This is a genomic window from Gordonia sp. CPCC 206044 (assembly GCF_048537895.1).
In the GTDB taxonomy this organism is placed as follows: Bacteria; Actinomycetota; Actinomycetes; order Mycobacteriales; family Mycobacteriaceae; genus Gordonia.
This window is the reverse complement of the sequence record NZ_JBCLVL010000017.1, coordinates 40167-58097: the sequence shown is the minus strand read 5'-3', so window position 1 is coordinate 58097 and position 17931 is coordinate 40167. Positions and strand designations below refer to the sequence as shown.

General features: G+C 66.3%; 16 protein-coding genes and 1 pseudogene. 7 read left to right on the top strand and 10 right to left on the bottom strand.

Annotation, left to right across the window (positions count from 1 at the left end):
* Positions 1-126: 126 nt before the first annotated feature.
* The 3 genes from AAFP35_RS22310 to AAFP35_RS22300 all read right to left on the bottom strand — a co-directional run bounded on the left by AAFP35_RS22310 (position 127) and on the right by AAFP35_RS22300 (position 2242).
* The gene (locus tag AAFP35_RS22310) at positions 127-279 is read right to left on the bottom strand and encodes a hypothetical protein (RefSeq protein ID WP_419223846.1); all 153 of its coding nucleotides are present in this window, start codon (positions 277-279) and stop codon (positions 127-129) included.
* 104 nt (positions 280-383) lie between these two features.
* Complete coding sequence (locus AAFP35_RS22305) at positions 384-1328, bottom strand: HNH endonuclease (protein ID WP_419223845.1); 945 nt, start codon at positions 1326-1328, stop codon at positions 384-386.
* 437 nt (positions 1329-1765) lie between these two features.
* A complete protein-coding gene (locus AAFP35_RS22300; protein ID WP_419223844.1) occupies positions 1766-2242 on the bottom strand; it encodes an acetyltransferase in 477 nt (158 codons plus the stop codon).
* A gap of 1230 nt (positions 2243-3472) precedes the next feature.
* Between AAFP35_RS22300 and AAFP35_RS22295 the strand changes: the two genes are divergently transcribed.
* The 3 genes from AAFP35_RS22295 to AAFP35_RS22285 all read left to right on the top strand — a co-directional run bounded on the left by AAFP35_RS22295 (position 3473) and on the right by AAFP35_RS22285 (position 7253).
* Positions 3473-4831, top strand: coding sequence for a hypothetical protein (locus AAFP35_RS22295; RefSeq protein ID WP_419223843.1), 1359 nt, complete (start codon positions 3473-3475; stop codon positions 4829-4831).
* Positions 4832-5277: 446 nt separating this feature from the next.
* Positions 5278-6105: a serine/threonine-protein kinase gene (locus tag AAFP35_RS22290; RefSeq protein ID WP_419223842.1), complete on the top strand. Its 828-nt coding sequence runs from the start codon at positions 5278-5280 to the stop codon at positions 6103-6105.
* Positions 6105-7253, top strand: a complete 1149-nt coding sequence (locus AAFP35_RS22285; RefSeq protein WP_419223841.1) for a hypothetical protein — start codon at positions 6105-6107, stop codon at positions 7251-7253. Before AAFP35_RS22290 ends, AAFP35_RS22285 begins: the two co-directional genes overlap by 1 nt.
* Here the strand turns inward: AAFP35_RS22285 and AAFP35_RS22280 are convergent.
* The 4 genes and pseudogenes from AAFP35_RS22280 to AAFP35_RS22265 form a co-directional block, all read right to left on the bottom strand.
* Complete coding sequence (locus AAFP35_RS22280) at positions 7236-8030, bottom strand: MarR family transcriptional regulator (RefSeq protein ID WP_419223840.1); 795 nt, start codon at positions 8028-8030, stop codon at positions 7236-7238. The two genes, AAFP35_RS22285 and AAFP35_RS22280, sit on opposite strands and share 18 nt — an antisense overlap.
* A gap of 73 nt (positions 8031-8103) precedes the next feature.
* Positions 8104-9180, bottom strand: a complete 1077-nt coding sequence (ychF, locus tag AAFP35_RS22275; protein WP_419223918.1) for a redox-regulated ATPase YchF — start codon at positions 9178-9180, stop codon at positions 8104-8106.
* 72 nt (positions 9181-9252) lie between these two features.
* Positions 9253-10476 (bottom strand): annotated as a pseudogene (locus tag AAFP35_RS22270) (AI-2E family transporter); the annotation flags it as partial.
* Between the two features lie 75 nt (positions 10477-10551).
* On the bottom strand, positions 10552-10896 hold the full coding sequence (locus AAFP35_RS22265) for a hypothetical protein (protein WP_419223839.1): 345 nt from the start codon (positions 10894-10896) through the stop codon (positions 10552-10554).
* Between the two features lie 109 nt (positions 10897-11005).
* Between AAFP35_RS22265 and AAFP35_RS22260 the strand changes: the two genes are divergently transcribed.
* Genes AAFP35_RS22260 through AAFP35_RS22245 form a run of 4 tightly spaced genes read left to right on the top strand, consistent with a single transcriptional unit; the run spans position 11006 to position 15610 of the window.
* Positions 11006-12754 (top strand): DNA-3-methyladenine glycosylase 2 family protein, encoded by a 1749-nt coding sequence (locus AAFP35_RS22260; protein WP_419223838.1) that lies wholly within the window; start codon positions 11006-11008, stop codon positions 12752-12754.
* Complete coding sequence (locus AAFP35_RS22255) at positions 12751-13299, top strand: methylated-DNA--[protein]-cysteine S-methyltransferase (RefSeq protein ID WP_419223837.1); 549 nt, start codon at positions 12751-12753, stop codon at positions 13297-13299. Before AAFP35_RS22260 ends, AAFP35_RS22255 begins: the two co-directional genes overlap by 4 nt.
* 39 nt (positions 13300-13338) lie before the next feature.
* Positions 13339-14514: a DNA recombination protein RmuC gene (locus AAFP35_RS22250; RefSeq protein ID WP_419223836.1), complete on the top strand. Its 1176-nt coding sequence runs from the start codon at positions 13339-13341 to the stop codon at positions 14512-14514.
* Positions 14515-14548: 34 nt separating this feature from the next.
* A complete protein-coding gene (locus tag AAFP35_RS22245) occupies positions 14549-15610 on the top strand; it encodes a DUF6542 domain-containing protein (protein WP_419223835.1) in 1062 nt (353 codons plus the stop codon).
* Positions 15611-15641: 31 nt separating this feature from the next.
* Here the strand turns inward: AAFP35_RS22245 and AAFP35_RS22240 are convergent, their stop codons facing one another.
* From AAFP35_RS22240 to AAFP35_RS22230, 3 genes are read right to left on the bottom strand one after another with little or no spacing between them, the layout of a single operon-like run.
* Positions 15642-16190 (bottom strand): nucleosidase, encoded by a 549-nt coding sequence (locus AAFP35_RS22240; RefSeq protein ID WP_419223917.1) that lies wholly within the window; start codon positions 16188-16190, stop codon positions 15642-15644.
* Between the two features lie 15 nt (positions 16191-16205).
* Entirely contained in the window at positions 16206-16979 is a 774-nt protein-coding gene (locus tag AAFP35_RS22235; protein WP_419223834.1) for a fructosamine kinase family protein, read from the bottom strand.
* Positions 16960-17910: an SDR family oxidoreductase gene (locus AAFP35_RS22230; protein WP_419223833.1), complete on the bottom strand. Its 951-nt coding sequence runs from the start codon at positions 17908-17910 to the stop codon at positions 16960-16962. Before AAFP35_RS22230 ends, AAFP35_RS22235 begins: the two co-directional genes overlap by 20 nt.
* Positions 17911-17931: the final 21 nt, after the last annotated feature.

The following is a 17931-nucleotide window of genomic DNA, read 5'->3' as shown; positions in this document are numbered from 1 at the left end:
CCGAGTCGAAGGATCATCGAAATATGCTGTGCACCAGCATCTTTGACAATTCTCGACGATCCCGATCGGTATCGATTCCCGTTTCCCCCGCTCGGACCCGCACCAGCTACCCTGAGGTCGACAGGGTCAGACGAACTGCGGCACGAAGATCGCCCCCTCCGTCGCGTCGGCGCCGACCAGTCGCCGCGGGTATTGACCGGTCACGAGGTCGGCGATGAACGCAGCGATCCCTCCGCGGTGATAGAGGAACACGAACGAGCGGAAGTCGGCGTAGAACACCGGCCACTCGTTCGGATCGTCGCCGATATGGTGCCAGAATCCGGTCGCCCGCCGGCCCCGCCACCCCAAGCCGTGCACTCCCCATCAACCAATGCGAACACAGGTCACTGCATCGCGATCTTGTTCGATTTGGACCGGTTGCATTTCCAGCAGAGGGTTTGCAGATTCTCGGGAGTCGACATACCTCCCCGGGAGACAGGGACGATATGGTCCACCTCAAGAAGGAGGTGGGGTTCTGCCGCGAGTGACACAGAGCAGTACCGGCAAGTGTGATTGTCGCGTGTCTTGATTGAGTTGCGCAATCTGGATGTCATCAGCGCACGCTGCCCCGCGGCACTCTTTCGCCAGCGGATCTTCTGCGAAAGAGTCTCGACCAGTGCGTCGATTGTCGGGGTATCCAACGTGACGGTTGTTCGCTGCGAGCTGTTCCCGCCGGCACTGACGTACTCAAAGACGTATACGGGATAAGGAACCGTGATCGGCGAAAGCTCCACGCCGACGTGCTTCATGAACTCGTCCATGTAATGCTTCAGAATGAATGCGGGCGGATTGATCGATTGCGTGATACTCGCTTCACGTTGATGCAGATTCGCCACGGCCTCTTCGAGCCGAGTGATGCTGTTGCCCAGGCTCTCGACGTTACCGAGGCTCACCTCATCCGCCTTGATGCCGAAGTACTTCATCACGTACTTGAGAGGATCTCCGCTGGCGTTACGCACCACCTGAAGCGAACAGTTATGCACATTCGGCGCATAGTAGGTCGCCACGTTCCGGTCTCGGCGGTAGTTCCAGTTACTGGTGTTCTCGAACGATGCCAGATGAGCCTGCGCGCCTGTATAAGACACACCAAGTCCAAAAGTCTCGCCCATTCGAATTTCGGAGATGTAGTGAGCCAGTTCGTTATGCTCCGAAACAAACGCTGCGATCCGAGACCGGTGAGTCGAGAACTCGTCGCTTGCGAAGTACCGCTCCTTACGAATGTATCGAACAATCCGATACACGACCCAACCCGAGAACGCTAGAAACGCGATTACTAGTAGAGCTTCCATGCCGATGACTGTCCTTCGCCAGTTCCTCTGTCAAGAGACCAGACTTTATCAAGGCGATACGACAAGGTTCTCGATTTGGACGAATGAGACGCGCTCGGCTTCTCATGCTGCCCTAACAGTTCTTGGATGTGGCTCCCAACCACGTCACACCATTCGAGCCACCGCTCAATCCTGACCGCGTTCCTATGTAGAGTCAGCGTGGCACCAGTAGTCGACAAGCGCGATGGACGGGCGACACGACCAATCACTGGTCAGGGATGACCATCGACTGCATCGATCCGATCCGGATGTCGACGTTCTGGGGAACTCCTCGGGATCGAACCCTCCAAAGAGCACGGCGACGATGAGAGCGTGGTTCTGGTCATGCTCGATCACGAGGATCACGAGTTTCGCCTCGTCCAGTACTTCTGATCCCTAACGGCAAAACGAGAAACCGACTACACGCTGAAGCGAGACTCCACCGCTTCGGGACCTGCATCCTCGCCACTGAGGGCCATGTGAAAGATCGGGTAGGGGCGGCCTTGATCGTCCAGCTCGCTCCTACCGACAATGGTGAAACCACGATGACGGTAGAACTCGACCGCCTGCGCATTCTGCTCGTTGACGTCCACGGTCCTCACACCGCACTCGGCGACGACGAACGACAGCAAACCAGTACCGATCCCATCGCCGCGCCGGCGCGTGTCAACGCAAAGCATCTCGAGGCTATCCCCGGAGACTCCTGCGAACCCGACGGGGAGACCGTCCTGATCGGCAACGTGCAGATCGACCTGCGGCAGGTAGTCGGAAGCCAAGTGCGATTCGATCCCGTCACGGTCAGGCTCGGCGAGGAAGTCGTGCGTGGCGTCGACGGCACTGCGCCAAATCTCCACCAGCCTCGGGTATTCCTCCGGCCCAGTCACCCCACGGATCAACGCCTGGCCCCGATATGCGAAGCGGTCGCTTCTGTCGGCTCTTACACATTGAACCGGAACTCCACCACGTTCGGAGACGGACCATGATGCCCATCTCTCAGAGTCCCCCGCGAGCGTTTTCGCAGGTCAGCTTAGCTTCCGTTCGTAATGTTGAATCGGAACGCGACTCGTCTAACGATGCCGATTACAGTTCCGATCTAACGTCATGACTCAGCATTCCTGTGTCGCTCGGTGACAGACCCCGCCCCCGGCATCGCGCAGGGACCTCGACGTCTCGACCGCTCCAACACCTAGGGTTCGGAAGCCGGCCGCGTCTCGGGCACAGCGTCCAAGGTGCACGCGAAGGGATTCGCTTAACCGGTCGAATACTTCTGTTCCTATCCTTGACACCCAGGGCAATCGGAACTGGGAAAAGACGGTCAGCATGGCATCGAACTCGCCTCAACGGCGTCGTGCGGGTCTGCACCCGGCGCTCTCGATGCGTCAGGGATTCGCCCTTCTCGAGGAATCGGGCTCCGTGCGCGACCTCCTCCGCGGGACGGTCAAGGCGATCCGGGAGATGCGCTACGTACACATCGACGGCGACTCGGTCTTCACTCAAGGCAGCATTGGGGTCGAGAAGGCGATGAAGGTCGTGCTTGGATGCAAGGCGGTCGACGATGCTGGCGCTTGGCCCACGAAGTCGGAACTCATCGGATGGGGCCACAACATCGAGAAATTGAACGCACGCCTTCTGGAGGCGATCGACGACGGGCTCGAGCGCACGACGGCCAGTGGATACTCCGCTCAACTTGCGGCGCACCTCAAGCCGAGCACCGTCATCCCGCTCGTCTTCGCCACGTTCGCCCGGTACGGGAAGTTGGGACGCTTCCAACACCTGGACATTCTGGCGACCGATCAGCCCGGCGAACTCGACCAGCCGTCCGAATACTGGGAGCGGGTCGAGCTGCACGTCAGGGAGAACGGCAGGAGTTCCACGAGGTCCCGTTCGGCGACAACGTCGCACTCGACGACTACGAGAAGAGGCTCCGCGGCTTCGTCGCAGATGAGTTGGACGCCTGGTGGTTCTGCGTTCACCGACTCGGTGTCCAAGGGTGCTTCGGCGAACTGGGCAAGAAGATCAGCTGGGAGATCTGGGAGCATGGACGCCCAGTGCCGAGCATCGTCAAAGCCTAGTCGCGATTCCTCTTCCGCCCCGGGGCCCCTCGATCTGAATGGGAGAATCGTTCCATGCCGGATCTCTCGCCTCCAGATGACTCGGACGCCAGGGCGCCCGCGCTCGACACGACCGTCCTTCCGCTCGGCGAGCGTGCGCTGCGAGGGATCCTCGACCACGTGATCGCCGTCGGGGACGAGGCAGAGGCGACCTACCTCGAAGTCAAGAGCCCACTCGACTTGAGCAGCAAGGCGACCGCCGCCAAAATCGCAAAGTTCCTCCTGGGGGCTGCCAACCGTCGCCCGCATGAAGCGGCGCGGCACTTCCACGGTTACGCGGTTCTAGTGATCGGCGCGCAGAAGGCGAGTGCTCCCGGAGTGCCGCGCGGCACCGAGGCCCACGAGCTCGAGGACCGCCTCCGCCCCTACCTCGGGCCGCAGTTCCCTGCCGTCGAGTTCGGCCGGATCGGAGTCAGTTCCGACCAAGAGGTTCTTTTCGTCATCGCCCAGCCGCCGGAGGACGGGCAGTCGATCTACCCTTGCCACAAGAGCTATCAGGGCGACGACCGCCGCGACAGCCTCGAGGACGGCGCGATCTATGTTCGAGGCACCAGCAACACGCGCCCGGCCCGGGCCGGCGAGGTACTGGCGCTCGTGGAGCGGGCCCGGGGCGGTGGAAAGCCGCCGATCGAACTTGGAGTGGACATCCTTGGCTCGATCGGGCGCGTCGATCGCGTCGACGAGGTGCTGGAGCGCCTGTACGACTTCGCGGAGGAAGAGTTCGCCGAGCGCGAGGAACCAGGACAGAGCGCTTTCGCATCGACATCGGCGCTCCTGGCGTCAAGCATCCTGGCCGGAGGACGACCACCGACCCCGGAGGAACGAGCGGAGCGCCTGCAGTCGTGGCGGAGCGAGAGGTCCGTCAACATCGAGCAGGGGCGGGAACACCTCATCGGCGTCGGTCTGCCTGGCGTGGGAATCAGGGTCGTCAGTCGCGACCGGTTCGTCGCGAAACCCCACCTCATCCTGACCTTCCATGATTGCGAGGCCGTGGAGTACCTCGAGCCTGACGACGCGGACTACGAGAAGCTGGTCGAACGCATCGTGCGACGGCAGGAGCCCTTCGGCATCGGCTTCGCCCACGACGCCCTCCGAATCACGCCACGCGAGTACCCCGTTTCGTGGAGCAACCGCGACGGCGATGCCGAAGTCGTGCTCACGCCCGAGTCGTTCCGGCCGAACGCTCCGTGGACGAGCGACCAGGACGATTACGTCATCCTTGCGAAGGACCCGCAGGCGGCGTCGATCTCCGTGACGTGGGTGCTGACCGAGGACGGCAGCGATGCGGTCACCCGGGGCGAGCTCCAGGTCACCACAGCCGATCTGGTGGACGCTGCTGATCTGTTCAAAGCCGCGTTCTTTCCAGAGGAGTAACGGCTTCTTTGCGGGTCGCCAAGAGGGCACGACGAAATCCCAACGTTCGAGCAGTAGAGCTGAAAACGGGACCGGCTCTCCGTGCAGCAGATCGTCGTCAACCAGGGGTCAGTCACTAGTCGCTCTATGAGTACCGGACCTCCGGATCCTGCGGTCGGAGGGCACCTTGTCGTCACGATCGTCGGGCCCTGTCTCTCGTCGACACATGCGGACCGACCGGTCCAGCTCAGGGTGCAGCTCGCCGGTCGTCGACACGCCCGCACCTGATTCCCCCCTGCCGATGGTGCAGCGACGGTCGAGCCGACGGCCGAACCCACGACCACCGAACCTGACCTCGCACCGGAAGCGGCGTCGGTGGCTCCCGAACTCGGCGACACCGATGCTCGGGTCCGCGACACGATTGCGCCAACCCCGTTCACCCGGCGCAGACATGCCAGGATCATGAGATGACCGACCTGCTGCACGAAGCCTGCTCTCGACTGGACGTCACCCCCGCGCGCGCCCTCGTGCAGGGCGGGCAGAAGCAGGTGCATGTCGTGACGCACCCCGACGGCACCGAGAGCGTGCTCAAGCTCATCGACCTCGGTCTGGCTGCGGACCCGGCGGCGTTCGAGCGCGCTCGGCGCGAGGTCGACCTGCTCAAGAGCGTCAACCACCCCAACGTGGTCGCCGTCAGCTCGGACCTGCAACTGCTCGGCGACCCGCCCGTCGCGGTTTTCTGGCTCGAGGAGCTCCTCGACGGCACAGACCTGCGCTACGGCGGATCGGGGTGGCCTTCGGAGCACCTGCTCGCGCTGGGACGGGACGTGGCGGCCGGACTTGGCGCGCTGCACAAGAAGAAGGTCATCCACCGCGACCTCAGCCCTGGGAACGTCCAACGGCTCGCGTCTGGGAAGTTCGTGGTGATGGACCCCGGCTTCGCCAAGCACACTCTCCGGAGCGGGCTGACCGTCGGCGGCCAGCCCGGCACCCGCGGTTTCATGACGCCGGAGCACCTCCAGGCGTACTCTGGCTCTCCCACGGCCGCGTCCGACGTCTTCGGGTGCTGCGCCCTGGTCTACCTGGCGGCCACCGGCCACCCGCCCGTCCCCTACAAGGGTGACGACTACGAGTACCTCCAGCGCCTGCGGACCGCGCAGCACATACCTCTGCAAGACGCGCGCCCGGATCTGCCCGACGGTCTGGTCGCGGTCGTGGAGCGGGGCCTCCACCCCCAGCCTGCACGCCGGTACCGCAACGGTGACGCGCTGCAGCGCGCGTTCGAGGCGGCGTGATGGGAGTCTTCCTCGGCGACACGGCCCGCAACACGCTGGTCAAATGGGCCACGAGCGCCGTACGAGGCGGGTACGCGACCGGCGCATACCTGTCGCCCTTCACCTCCCCGCGTCTAGCGAATGGTTTCAAGCGCTCGGCGCAGGACACGTCCGAACAGATCCGAGCGGCCGGTGGTGAGTTCTGGTTCGACCCGATGACCTATGCGCTGGGCATGCCCCGCGCTGGCGACTTCCGGCACTACGACACGTGGGACCTCTGGGGCGGCGCACGAGGCGACATGTCGTCGCGCCCTGCCATGCGTGACCACATCGACCGGGTCTACGCCATTCAGAGAGAGCTCTCCAGCCCGCTCCTCGCCCCCTCCTTGCTGGTGTCCTACCCCGACACGCCCGCGAGCCAGCGCGCGCTCGAGTTCAGCCAGGAGGCCATCGACGCAGAGCCCGCCGCATGGCTCACCCTTGCTGGGGACCAGCAGTTCTGGGGTGCCGGCGCGGAGCTCGACGCCCACGTCGGGGCCCTCGACCAGCTCGAGCCAGCCGGCTGGCTGCTCGTCGTGACGCGGTCGGACAACGCGATGCCGCCGGGCGCGACCGCCGAAGAGGTTTACGGCATGATGCGCACGACCTTCGCGCTCAGCCAGGACCGTCCTGTGCGCGTCGCCTTCGGCGACATTGCGGCGCTGCCCGCGGTGGCCGCCGGAGCGGAGGCGGTCGGGACCGGGTGGGACATCCGTCAGCGCATCTGCGCCTACCAGGACTTCGAGGAGCGCGAAGGCGATCAGAACGGGGGCGGCTGGTACCAGCGCCCGACCCTCGGCGGGCTCATGGGCGGGCTCTCCAACCGCGAGTACTCCGTGTTGTCCTCGGAGAAACAACCTCTGGCCGCGCGGCTTACACCCGGCACCATCGGCCCCAAGCCAGAGCAGGCGTTCCAGCACCACGCCTCGATCCTTACGACGATCGTCGACGAGCTGAACGGATTGACCGGCCGCGACCGAATCGCCGCCTTGCGACGCCGCTACACGGAGGCTCGTCCCGAATGGCAGGACGTGAAACGGATCACCGGCGCGCCGATCGGCCCCGACCGCTGGATCAAGCCATTCCTTGACGGACTCGACCTCTTCGCCGCGTCAGAGGGCTGGAGCTGAGGACGCCGTTGCGGCGTACAGGTGCTCGAAGCCCCAGAGGCGCTTCGCCGGTGCGGGACGCCTCGCGCGCGGCCTGACGACCCATCCTGAGGACGAATACAGCCCCGCTCCGTCGTGAGCGACGCGCTCCGCGGCGCGACGCACTGCCACCGGACCGACATCCCCCAGGAGCACAACGTAGTTATCGGCCCACGAGCGATACGCGCGGCCCTGGAGGACCGCCTTCTGCCAGTCCTTCACCTTCGCTTCCAGGGCGAACACTGATCCTCGCGGAACCAGCACGGGATTCACCCTGTGCGCGCCGCCTGGGGTCTTCTCTATTGCACCCGCGCTCTGAAGACGGTTCAGCACCGGCTCGAGAGCCGCGGGCGACCATCCAACTCGCCGAGCGATCGTCGCCGACGACAGCGCCTGTCCCGGATGCAGCACCGCCAGCACCGAGCAGTCGGCCTCGGCGAGAAGCGGCTGGATGCCCACAGCGCCGCGCGCTTGAAGCCAGTCCCGACCCCCGGCCAGAGCGATGAAGTCGGGCAGGCCCAAGGGACTGGGCATCTCGGGGATGAGCAACACCTCGCCAGCGGTGCCAGGGAGCGAAGCTGCGGCAGGTTCAGCGAGGTCGTGCAAGATCAGCTCGGCCTGGGGTTCGAACCTGCGCCCGCCAAGAGACGAGATCGGAGCCACGACTGTCACATTGCGCACGGTCATGGCCTCCCACTTCTTTGAATCAAGCGACGTACGGCAGAGCGCTCTGCTTCCACCAATGGCAAGCTTGCGCATCCGACTCGATCATCCTGAAGACGACAGACATCACATGATCCGCTTGCGGGCTTCCACCCGTAATTCAGATGTTCTATGAGTGCCGAAACTCCACGACGTCCCCGTCGTGCATCACGTAATCCTTGCCTTCCATGCGCACCTTGCCCGCGGCCTTCGCGGCGGCCATCGAGCCGGCGGCGTCGAGGTCGTCGAAGGAGACGATCTCGGCCTTGATGAAGCCCTTCTCGAAATCGGTGTGGATGACGCCGGCGGCCTTGGGCGCGGTGTCGCCCTGGTGGATCGTCCAGGCCCGGGCCTCTTTCGGACCCGCGGTCAGATAGGTCTGCAGGCCCAGCGTGTGGAATCCGGCGCGGGCCAGGGAGCGCAGGCCGGGCTCGTCCTGCCCGATCGAGTCGAGGAGTTCCTGGGCGTCCTCGTCGTCGAGTTCGAGGAGCTCGCTTTCCACCTTCGCATCGAGGAACACCGCGTCGGCCGGTGCGATGCTGTCGCGGAGCTGCTGCTTGCGCGCATCGTCGGTGAGCACCGACTCGTCGGCGTTGAACACGTAGAGGAACGGCTTGGCGGTCATCAGGTGTAGCTCGCGGACCGACGACAGGTCGAACGAATCATGCTGCGAGAACAGCGTCTTGCCGGAGTTGAGGATGTCCAGCGCCTGCTGCGCGGCCTTCACGGTCTCCGCGAGGTCCTTGTTCTTGCGGGAGTCCTTCTCCAGGCGCGGCAGCGCCTTCTCAAGCGTCTGCAGGTCGGCGAGGATGAGCTCGGTCTCGATGACACCGATGTCCGACACCGGGTCGACGCGGCCGTCGACGTGCACCACGTCGTCGTCGGAGAACACCCGAACCACCTGACAGATGGCGTCGGCCTCGCGGATGTTGGCGAGGAACTGGTTGCCCATTCCCTCACCCTCGGACGCGCCCTTGACGATGCCGGCGATGTCGACGAACGACACGGTGGCCGGCAGGATGCGTTCACTCGAGAAGATCTCGGCGAGCCGATCGAGCCGACTGTCGGGCAGCTCGACCACGCCGATGTTCGGCTCGATGGTGGCGAACGGGTAGTTCGCCGCGAGCACGTCGTTGCGGGTCAACGCATTGAACAGGGTCGACTTTCCGACGTTGGGCAGGCCGACGATTCCGAGGGTGAGACTCACGGACGACCAGTCTATCGGCCGCGCCGTCAGGCGGTGGGAGCCGTCCCGTCGTCTCGACGATCCCGTTTCGTCAGGCGCATCGTCGGGCACCCCGAGCTGGGTGCCGACGGGCTCCCCTGCCGGTGGCAACGTCTCACCGGCGCGAGTCGCGACCTGCTCGTTGAGGTAGCGCAACACCACCGCGAGCGATGCCGCCGCCGGCACCGCGAGGAATGCACCGGTGATGCCGAACATGCTGCCGCCCAAGGTCACCGAGAGCAACACGATCACCGCGTGCAGGTCCATCGACTTCGACTGCAACCACGGCTGGAGCACGTTGCCCTCGAGCTGCTGCACACCCAAGATGATCGCCAGCACGATCAACGCGGTGGTCAGCCCGTTGGACACCAGGGCGATGAGCACGGCCAACGCACCGGCGACGAATGCACCGACGATGGGGATGAACCCACCGAGAAAGGTCACCACCACCAGCACCCCGGCCAGCGGAACCTGGAGGATGAACAACCCGGCACCGATGAGTGCGGCGTCGACGAAACTCACGATCGCCTGGGTACGGATGAATCCGCCGAGCGTGTTCCACATGCGCAGCAGCACTTCGCCGACGTGGGTCCCCGACGGCTTGCCCAACGTGCGGTCGAGCCATGGCACGAACCGAGGCCCGTCCTTGAGGAAGAAGAACACCAGGATCAGTGCGGTGAACAGCGTGACCACGATCGACGTCGCCGTGCCCACACCGCTGAACACGCCCGAGGCGATCGTCGACGCACTCGACTGCAGCTTGTTGGTGACGGTGTTGACGATGTTGTCGAGCTGATCGTCCTGCACGTTGAGTGGCGGACCCTGAATCCAGTCCTGCAGCTTCCGCACACCGTCGGTGGCGCGCGATGCGAGCTCGGGCGCCTGGCTGACGATCGACGGCACGATCAATCCGATGACCCCGGCGAGGACACCGACGCCGACGAGCATCATCACCAGCGATGCGGCGGCCCCGGGCACTCCGCGATTGCGCATCCACCGGACCGGCGGCCACAACACCGTGCACACGATGATCGCGAACAGCACGGGCAGCAGGACAACCCACAACTTGCCGACGACCCAGAGGACGATCCACAGCGCCGCGACGACCGCGACGATCTGTATCCCGACGATCGCGCTCGACCGCAGTCCGGCCAGCACCACCTGGGCGCGGCTCGGATAACTCGCGGTGTCGGTCGCGGCCTCGTCGTCTCCGGCTCCGTCCGCTCCGACGGCGTCGTCGGGTACGCCCGATTCGTCAGTCACGGCAACGATGGTCACACACGGCGAGCCCGATGGCGCGTTGCGCGCGAGTCGTGGTGTCGGCGCGTCGTGACCGGCGCGGTCGGCATCTGCTCAGTGGTGGTGCCGAAGCCTGCGCTCGATGTAGCGCACCAGTTCGTTGACGGCCTCGAGTTGTAGGCCGATCGGCGCCACCTGTGTGGCATCGGAATCGGTGGTCCGCGTGTCGTCGATACGATCCGCGGGTGGTGAGCTGTGCGCCGGCGGAGCGAGTGCACCGACGGCCGGGCTGCCCGAGAGGGCACCGACCCGCTCGTCCGCGCATGCCTTCTGAACGGTCTCCGGACCGTAGAGGCCCATCATCACTTCCAGCCCCCACGCCGGGAATTCGGAGAGCGGGAGCTCGCGGTTCCGACCTCGTTGTCGGTGACCACCGAACGGTGTGTTCATGGCGCTCATGCTGCCAGGAAATGTTACCTACGTCACGATTTTGCCCAACGTTCAGGCGGTTCATCGCCATGTCCGATTACCGCCAGAAGGTTTTCGGGTTCGGTGTCACAGTGGGGTGGTGACCACGACATCCGCGACCACCGCGAGCCTCGACTTCGACCGCTGCTATCGGGCGGTGCAGTCGCGTGACGCACGCTTCGACGGACAGTTCTTCGTCACCGTCCACACCACCGGGATCTACTGTCGGCCGTCGTGTCCGGCGCAGACGCCGAAGCCGCAGAACGTGCATTTCGTGGTCACGGCCGCCGCCGCCCAACAACAGGGCTATCGGGCATGCCGTCGGTGCGCACCCGACGCCGTTCCCGGATCGCCCCGATGGAACGCCGGCGCCGACCTGTCGTCACGGGCCATGCGGCTGATCGCCGACGGCACGGTCGAACGCGAAGGGGTCGACGGACTGGCCGCCCGACTCGGTTACACCACCCGGCACCTCAACCGGGTCCTGCGCACCGAACTCGGCGCGGGACCACTCGCACTGGCCCGTGCGCACCGCGCCGGCACCGCACGCGTCCTCATCCAGTGCACGCCGATGTCCATGTCCGACATCGCCTTCGCCGCCGGTTTCCACAGTGTGCGGCAGTTCAACGACACGATCCGCGACGTCTTCGGCCTCACGCCGACGCGGTTGCGCGCCCTGCCCTCACCGTCCGCGGTGCACAACGCTGCAGCGCTGGGAGGCGTGTCGCTCCGACTGGCCCACCGCCAACCGCTGGACACCCGTTGGCTGCGCTGGTTCCTGTCTGCGCACGCCGCACCAGGCGTCGAAGCGCTCGACGACGGTCCGCCGGACTCCGGCGCCAACTGGCGATACCGGCGGGTGATCCGACTGCCTCATGGACCGGCGCTGGTGACCATCGAACCGGCCGACACGCACATCGTCGCGGGTGTCGCACATCTGGACATGCGTGATCTCGGCGTCGCCGTCAACCGACTGCGTCGACTGCTGGATCTCGACGCCGACGCGATCAGCGCCGACGCCGCGTTGCGCGCGGACCCGTCGTTGGCGCCACTGATCGCCGAGGCCCCCGGGCTGCGCGTCCCGGGCTCGGTGGACGCTGCCGAAACACTCGTCCGCACCATGATCGGGCAGCAGATCAGCGTCAAGGCCGCTCGACACCACGTCCGCCGACTAGTCGCCGAACTGGGCACACCTCTCCCCTGGCCCGACGACGCGGCCATCACCGCCGCGACTGCTGCTGACACCACCACTGATACCGGCCCGCAGCCGTGGATGCTGTTCCCCGACCCGGCGACCATCGCGGCGCGCGGCCACGAGGTACTGACCGGCCCTCGACGACGCATCGACGCCATCGTCGCAACCGCCGGGGCGCTCGCCGAGAAACGCGTGGAACCGCATGCGGGGTGTGCTGCGTCTGATCTACGAGACGAATTACTCACCCTGCCCGGTGTCGGAACCTGGACGGCCGACTACGTGACGATGCGGGTCACGGGTGATCCAGACACGATGCTCGATCACGATCTCGTGGTGCGCCGCGCCGCAGACGACCTCGGCCTCGACCTGCGCTCGGCAGCCCGGACGTGGTCACCGTGGCGGTCGTACGCATCCATGCACCTGTGGCGTCACCGCTTGTCGGCGACCGAACCGATGCTGACCGTGCCCGCCCTGACCGAATCCACGATGTCTCAGCACGCTGTGTCCCGACGAACTGCGTCCGAACTCCCTGCGTCCGAGCTCCCCGTGTCCGGACAGGCGCAGCCCCCGCTTCCAGAACCGATGTCGCCGGCAACCACGATGTCGCACGCTCCGTCCCTTCACCCGACCGTCTCCGCAGGAGGAAACCGATGACCATCGCACCCGCCACCGAGTCGCCGACCGCCACATCCACGACGGCCCAGTGGTTCACCCTGTCCACCCCCGACGGCCCGTTCTCCGTGGTCGCCGACGACACCGACGTGGTGTTGGCATCCGGCTGGATCGACGACCCCGCGTACCTCGCCCAGTTGATCCACCCCACACTGCGGCCCGAGTCGCTGCAGCAGACGGATCGTCTCGACGACGTCCGCGGGGCCGTCGAGTCGTACTACGACGGCGAACTCACCGCGATCGACAAGATCGAGGTCCGACAGCGCTCCGGCCCATTCCTACAGAGCGCATGGTCGGTGCTGCGGACGGTCACTCCCGGAGAACCCGTGTCCTACACGGAGTTCGCCGAATTGGCCGGCAAGCCCGCCGCGATCCGTGCCGCGGCAGCGGCCTGCGCCCGCAATGCCGCCGCTCTGTTCGTGCCGTGCCATCGCGTGTTGCGGACCGACGGCTCGCTGGGCGGGTTCCGCTACGGGCTGCCCATCAAGAGGTCGCTGCTCGACCGCGAGGAACATCGTCCCAGCTGAACGCGGGGTCGCCCGAGCTTGTCGGACCCGTCGAGCACGATGGCCACCATGAACACGTCAGTGGTTGTCGCCGTCATCGCCGGCCTCGCCGCCGGGCTCGTGATCGGATGGTTGGCCCAGGCATCGCGATCGGCCGCGAGCCTCGCCGCGGCACAAGCCGAGCTCGACTCGGTTCGTGCCGCCCAGGACATCGCCGCCCGCTCGTTGTCCACGGCCAGCGAAGATGCCGCGCGACGTCAATCGACGGCGATCGGCTCCCAGGTCGCGCACATCGTGGATCCGCTGCGCGGTGTGTTGACTCAGCTGTCCGAGGAGTTGCGACGCACCGAGAATCATCGGATCAGCGCCTACGCCGGACTCACCGAACAGGTCCGCGGTATGCACGCCATGTCGACCGAACTGACCAATCAGACCCGGCAGCTGACCAATGCACTGCACACCCCGCAGGTACGTGGCCGCTGGGGAGAACTGCAACTCGAGCGCGTGGTCGAGCTCGCCGGGATGTCGCGACACTGCGACTTCTCGACGCAGGTGTCCGCGCAGTCGGCGACGGGCACGGTCCGTCCGGACATGGTGGTGCACCTCGCGGGCGGCCGCGACATCGTGGTCGACGCCAAGGTGCCACTGCAGTCCTACCTCGCGGCGGTCGAGTCAGCCGAAGATCCTGCCGAGTCGGCGCAGCATCTCGGCGACCATGCTCGCGCGCTGCGTGCACACATCACCCACCTGTCGTCGAAGGCCTATTGGTCGGCCTTCGACAACACCCCGGAGATGGTGGTGCTGTTCGTGCCGAGCGATCCGGTCCTCGAGGCCGCGCTGCGCTCCGATGCGGATCTCATCGAGTACGGGTTCGCCAAGAACGTGGTACTCACCACGCCGTCGACTCTCGTCGCCCTGCTGCGCACGGTCGCGCTCGGCTGGCGGCACGACGCGATGGCGCAGGACGCCGCAGTCATCCATCAGCTCGGCGTCGAATTGCATCACCGACTCGGCAGCGTGCTGGGACACTTCGATCGGCTCGGCACCTCGCTACGCCGCGCCGTCGAATCCTTCAACGCGACGGTCGGTGCCGTGGACTCGCGAGTCGGTGTCACCGCCCGGAAGTTGGCCGAACTCGATGCGTTGCACGGTGAGCCGGAACACACCCCGGTTTCGCCGATCGACGTCGCCGTCCGCGGTGCGCACGGACAATGCGCAACATCACCCGGCGGTTAAGAGTTTTTCAGGGGCCAACCGGTACCGTCTAGATGTGTCTTCTGCCCAGCAACAGCGTTCGGCGGTACCGCTGGCCCAGCAATCGGTACTGCCCACGGTCCGCGGCGTCCCCTGGTGGGGCGCCGTGCTGGTGGCAACCGTCATCACCGCGATCGGCGCGACGATCGATGCCAGCAACACCGATGCCCTCGGGGCCGTCTTCAAATTCTGCTATCTGGTCGGGTGTGTGGCCGCGGCCCTGGTAGTGCGCCGCCGCGCTCTGTTCACCGCGGCGGCGCAACCCCCACTGATCGCCTTCCTCGTTGGAGTCATCACGCTCTACGGGCTCAACGCCGATCAGGCGTCGTCGGGGCTCAAGAGCCTCATCTTCAAGGTGCTGTTGCCGATCGCCAACGACTTCCCGTGGATGGCGCTCACATTCGTGGTGACCCTGCTGCTGGTGGCCGCCCGGTGGTTCCTCACCGGTGGCCGGATCTTCGGCAAGGGCTTCACGCCGCCGGCCCGTACCGGCGGTACCCGTGGCACCGGTACGTCCCGGACGGCGACGCCCACCAAGGCGTCCGCTGCCAAGGCAGGCGCCAAGCGACCGCCACGACCCGCGAAGCCTAGAACCCGCCAAGGCGATCCCGACCGTGCCACGGCCAAGAAGGCCGCGGCGACTGGTGGCGACGGACGCCGTGCACGTACGGGCACTGCGCGCGATGCCACCCGCGATGCCAGCCCCAATGCCACCGCAGCGCCACCCGCCAAGAAGCGACCGGCCCGGGGCCAGAACGCCGCGGCCAAGGCGGACGGCGAGGCTCGCACCTCCGGCTCCAAGGCCTCTGGTCGACGTGCAACCCCACCGAAGTCGGCGGGTGCCCAGGCCACGGCGAAGCGTCGTGCGACCGCCGGTGCGGTGCATCGTGCGGAAGCGGGCGAACTGATCGAACCGATCGAACGGATCGCGCCCGACGAGCGTGTCGAAACAGGCGAGCGCCGTGCCGCAGCGGCGGTGAGGCAGCGACCGGCACCGACCGCGGGAGGCCCGGAGCCTGCCGTGCGCTCGGCGTCGGCGGCGGCCTATCCGTCGACCCGGGGCCGCTACCGCGGCTGAACCGGCGGCAGGGTTCCGTCCGCGAGAACCGTCAGTGCCGGCCGAGCCAGTCACCGAGCTGGCGTGCCGCCGCGTCCACGAGGACAGGCCAGTCCAGTGAGTTCTCGTCGGCCCCGTCGCTGACCACCTTCACGAGTCGACAGGGCACCCCGAACTCGGCACAGACATGCGCGATCGCGCATCCCTCCATGTCCACCAGATCGGCGTCTGCGGCAAGCGCGGCACGGCGCACCGGATCGGCAACGAAGGTGTCTCCGGACGCGAGCACCGAACCGTCGCCGTCGGGCATCTCCCACCGGTCGACGACCGGATAGCCCATCAAACGCAGTTCGGCGCTGCTGATGTCGTGTTCGACGACGACCGACGGCAGGAACAGTCCGGCATGGTGGTCGTGCAACGCACCCGCGGTACCGATGTTGAGCACCTGCCGGATGGGTGCGTCACCGCTGCCCGCCAACACCCGGGTCAGCGTCGTGGCAGCCCTGACCTTGCCGATCCCGGTGATGAGCACGCGGGAACCGGCCGGTGCATAACGCGCCTCGGAACGGGTCGCCGCAACGATGAGGGTCGCAGAGTCGATGGTCACGGACTCTGATTATGGCGTCTGCCCGGCCACGGCGAGCGTCGCCCTCGCCGCACGCCCCAACGCCGCACCGTACGACGGTCCGTGCCCGGCCGCATGCACCGCCAGCGGATGCAACTGGTGCAACGGGACGCGCTCGGCCCGGCCGACCCGCAGCGGATGCTCCGCGTGGTAGGCCTCGACGATCTCGTCGAGCATCGGGCAGCCGAACAGCGCGAGCATCGCCAGATCGGTCTCCCGATGGCCACCGTGCGCTGCGGGATCGATCAACACCACGCCATCCGACGTCCACAACACGTTTCCGTTCCACAGATCCCCGTGCAGTCGAGCCGGACCGTCGCCGTCGTCGAAGGTCCCCGCGGAGATCACCGTGCATGCCGCGCGCGTGGCCTCGGCGTCGTCGGGCTCCAGATACCCCGCCCGCAGGGCCGGCGCCAGATACGGCAGCACGCGCTCGGCGGCGTAGAACTCTCCCCACCGGTCGTGGGTGGTCGAGCTCAGCGAACGTTCACCGATGAACTGTCGACCGTGGTAACCGTCCGGGGCGCTGCCGAAACGCGGCGCACCTGCATCGTGCATGCGCGCCAGACGGGTGCCGAACTCCCGCGCCGCCGCCGTCGACGGGCGCACGGAGTCCAGGTGCGCGAGTTCGATGACGTCGTCACCCACCGCGAGCACCTCCACGACGGGTCCGCCTCCGGCGGCCAGCCAGCGGAGTCCGGCGGCCTCGGCGCGAAAGAAGTCGGCGTCGCCCCCGGGCCGTCGTTTACGAAAGGGGGCGGTCATCGGACGGAAGATCGGAACCGTTGTGCTCCTGAGCTTTTCGTTCCAGAGATGCCGCGCTGGTACGTGCGAGCCGATCGAACTGGTCGTTGGCCACACGCATGACGATCTCGTACGGGAGGGCGAACTTACGTGCCCACCAGTACCCGAAGCGGATGTCGAACGACGTGTAGACGAGGAACCGGTTGCGGCGCACGCCCTTCAGGATCGCCTCGGCCGCCTTCTCCGGGCTGACGGCGACCTTGTGGAATCGGGCGATCTGGGCTTTGACGCGCGGATCGTCACGGTCGACGCCGACGATGTCGACCGTGTCCACCAACGGGGTGTCGACTCCGCCCGGGCAGACCAGGCTGACGCCGATCCCGTGGCGGCGCAGGTCGAATCGCAAGACCTCCGACACCCCGCGAATGCCGAACTTGCTGGCGCTGTAGGCGGCGTGCCACGGCAGCGCCAACAACCCCGCCGCCGACGACACGTTCACCAGGTGCCCGCCCTGTCCACGTCGGATCATCTGCGGGACAAAGCATTCGATGATGTGGATCGGACCCATCAGATTGACGTCGACCAGGCTGCGCCAATGCTTGTGGGTGAGGTTGTCCACCGTCCCCCACGCCGAGATCCCGGCGATGTTCATCACCACGTCCATCACGCCGACCTCGGAGTCGACCTGATGGGCGAACGAACGCACCCAGTCGTAGTCGGAGACGTCGCCGGCGAGATGGTAGAGCACCGTGCCTCCGGCGCCGGTGATCTCGGCGACGACATCGTCGAGGTCGGCCGAGTGCAGATCGGTGAGCACCAGTTCGGCACCATCGGCCGCCGCGGCCTGCGCGGTGGCCCGACCGATCCCGCTTGCCGCGCCGGTGATCAATACGGTCCGGCCCGCCAAGCGGGGCACCGGGGTCTTCATCACGATCAGGTCCTTGAGCGCCATGACCTCAGCCTAGGTGCCCGC